Annotated in this window: 2 protein-coding genes; one reads left to right on the top strand and one right to left on the bottom strand. The window is 71.1% G+C overall.

Annotation, left to right across the window (positions count from 1 at the left end):
- Positions 1 to 1,681 (bottom strand): amidohydrolase family protein (locus G6027_RS13925; RefSeq protein ID WP_346995742.1); only part of this gene is annotated, 1,681 nt, incomplete at its 3' end.
- A 323-nt stretch (positions 1,682 to 2,004) separates the two neighbouring features.
- Here G6027_RS13925 and G6027_RS13920 point away from each other — a divergent pair.
- Positions 2,005 to 2,697 (top strand): MFS transporter (locus G6027_RS13920; protein ID WP_182637689.1); only part of this gene is annotated, 693 nt, incomplete at its 3' end.

Here is a 2,697-nt window from a genome sequence, read left to right as displayed (position 1 = left end):
TGGCGGCCACCGCCCGGTCGTTGCGGTTGACCATGCGGTGGATGCCGCCGAGCTCCGGCATCGCCTCCTCGTGGTACCCCAGCGACTCGCCGTCGAGGCCGGCCGGGTCGATCACCACCACGTCGGCCCGACTCCCGGGTTCGATCCGCCCGGCGTCGAGCCGGTAGAAGTCGGCGAGCTCGCCGGTGAGTTTGAACACGGCCTCCTCGGTGGTGAGGAACGGCTTGCCGCCCAGCTGGGCCTGGTGGACGCGCTCGAGCAGGCGGATCCCGAAGTTGTAGAACGCCATGTTCCGCAGGTGCGCGCCGGCATCCGAGAAGCCGATGGTGATGCCCGGTGTCCGCGCGAGCCGGTTCGCGACCTTCTCGCGCGCGTTGGCGATGGTGGTGGTCCACCGCAGGTCGGCGCCGTGCTCGACGACCAGGTCGAGGAAGCAGTCCGCGGGGTGCAGCGACCGGGCGCGGGCGACGTCGCCGACGGTCCTGCCGACCAGCGACTCGTCGGGGCAGGCCACGATCAGGGCGTCGTCGAAATCGCGGTGCCACACCCGTGGGCTGAACCGCTTCTCGAAGTCGCGGCGGAACCAACGCCGGTAGCCCTCCTTCTCGAGCAGGTCGGTGCGGGCCATCTCGTCCTTGAGGTGCAGGGCCTCGCGCCCGGAGCCGAACTCCTCGAAGACCACCAGGTCGATCCCGTCGGCCCACACCTTGAACGTGGTGGGCAGGTGCTGCCACACGAACCTGCCGCGTCCGACCGTGTTGGCCGCCCATGCCAGTGGCCGGAAGATGCGGTTGACCCACGGCTCGGCCAGGGTGTCCGCGGCGGCGAGGAGTGAGACCCGCAGCGGCTTGCGGAAGAGCCCGGTGCTGGTGGCCACGTAGAAGGCCACGTCGACCTTGGTGTTGAGATTCGGCACGCCCTGCAGGACCCGGTCGCGCCGGCGGAGAATCCGGCTGATGCGCCGGAACTCCCTCCACGAGGCGTGGGTGGAGGGCAGGGTCCGCGAGCGGTAGCGGTCGCCGTCCATCTTGTCCCACGGGTTGGTCATGGTGGAGACGCCGAGAAACCCCTGGTCGAGGGCCTCGTCGACCCGCCGTTCGATCTCGCGCAACTCCTGCCGCCCGGGGGAGTGCTCCGGGTCGGTCGCGCGGCCCAGGCCCATCACGGAGGCGCGGACGTCCGAGTGGCCGAGAAAGCTCGCGACGTTGGGCCCCAGCGGCAGGGCCTCGACCGCGCGCCGCCACGCCGCCGGATCGGACCAGGACTTCGCGCGCTCGAGTGCCTCGAGGACGGCGTCCCGGGGCAGAGCCTCGACGCGACTGAACAGGTCGGCCACGTCGACAGTGTCCGAGTAGACCCCGGACAGGGAGCAGTTGCCCACGAGCACGGTGGTCACCCCGTGGCGGACCGACTCGCCCAGTCCGGGGGAGACCAGCAGTTCGACGTCGTAGTGGGTGTGGGTGTCCACGAACCCGGGCATCACCCATCTGCCGTCGGCCTCGATGACGCGTGTGCCCGGTGAGACCGGGAGCGGGGTGGGGCTCACCGCTGCGACGACGCCGGACCGGATCCCGACGTCGGACCGGACGCCCGGCGCACCGGTTCCGTCGTATACGGTCCCGCCGCGGATCACGATGTCGAAGTCGGCGCCACCCGGGCTGGCGTGATCAGTGGTGTTCACGAGGCACTCCCCAGTTCGTGATGCAAAACACATACTTCACCAGGCTACCCGGACACTGGTCCAAGTCCAGACCTCGTCGTGAATTCTCCTGCGCCCCAAGGCCGCGGTGCCCCGGTGTGCCCGTGTCGTCGCGTGGTCACACCCGCTCACGTTTCCCGAGGTGGCGTTCCCGCTCAGGTGCCGTGTGCGACCACTCGCCGGAGGGGGCGCCTTGTGGCGCCGGAGGGCGACGTGGGGACCCGGCGGGAGGGCCTCGCCTCGCGGTGTCGGCCGGTCCCCGCGCGCATGAGACACCCGCCGGCGTGGGAGTAGCGTTGACGCGCATGACCACACGCACGGAGCGCCTCGACGGCCTGCCGTTCACCCGGAAGCACCGCAGGCTGTTGCTCGGATCCGGGGTCGGCTGGGCGCTGGACGCCATGGACGTCGGCCTCATCTCCTTCGTCATGGCCGCGCTGGCCGTGCACTGGGCGCTCACCCCCACCGAGCTGTCCTGGATCGGGTCCATCGGGTTCGTCGGCATGGCGATCGGCGCCGCGCTGGGCGGACTGCTGGCCGACAGGATCGGCCGTCGCCAGGTCTTCGCCGCGACCCTGCTGGTCTACGGACTGGCCACGGGCGCGGCGGCCCTGTCGACCGGGATCGTCATGCTCATCGTCCTGCGCTTCATCGTGGGCCTCGGACTGGGCGCCGAGCTGCCTGTCGCGTCCACGCTGGTCAGCGAGTTCGCGCCCCGCCGGATCCGCGGCAGGGTCGTGGTGATCCTCGAGGGGTTCTGGGCCGTCGGCTGGATCATGGCGGCGCTCATCGGGTACTTCGTGGTCCCGACCGGCGATGACGGATGGCGCTGGGCGCTGGCCGTGGGCCTGGTCCCCGCCGCCTACGCGCTGGTGATCCGGTTCGGGCTGCCCGAGTCGGTGCGGTTCCTGGAATCGAAGGGTCGGGCCGACGAGGCCGAGCGGATCGTCCGCGAGTACGAGGCCTCGGCCGGGGTCGAACCGCCCGCCGCCGCGACC

Origin of the sequence: Dietzia sp. SLG310A2-38A2 (assembly GCF_014145095.1) — a bacterium.
Lineage (GTDB): Bacteria > Actinomycetota > Actinomycetes > Mycobacteriales > Mycobacteriaceae > Dietzia.
Note: the sequence above shows the minus strand (reverse complement) of the source record. Positions and strands in the feature narration are given on the sequence as shown.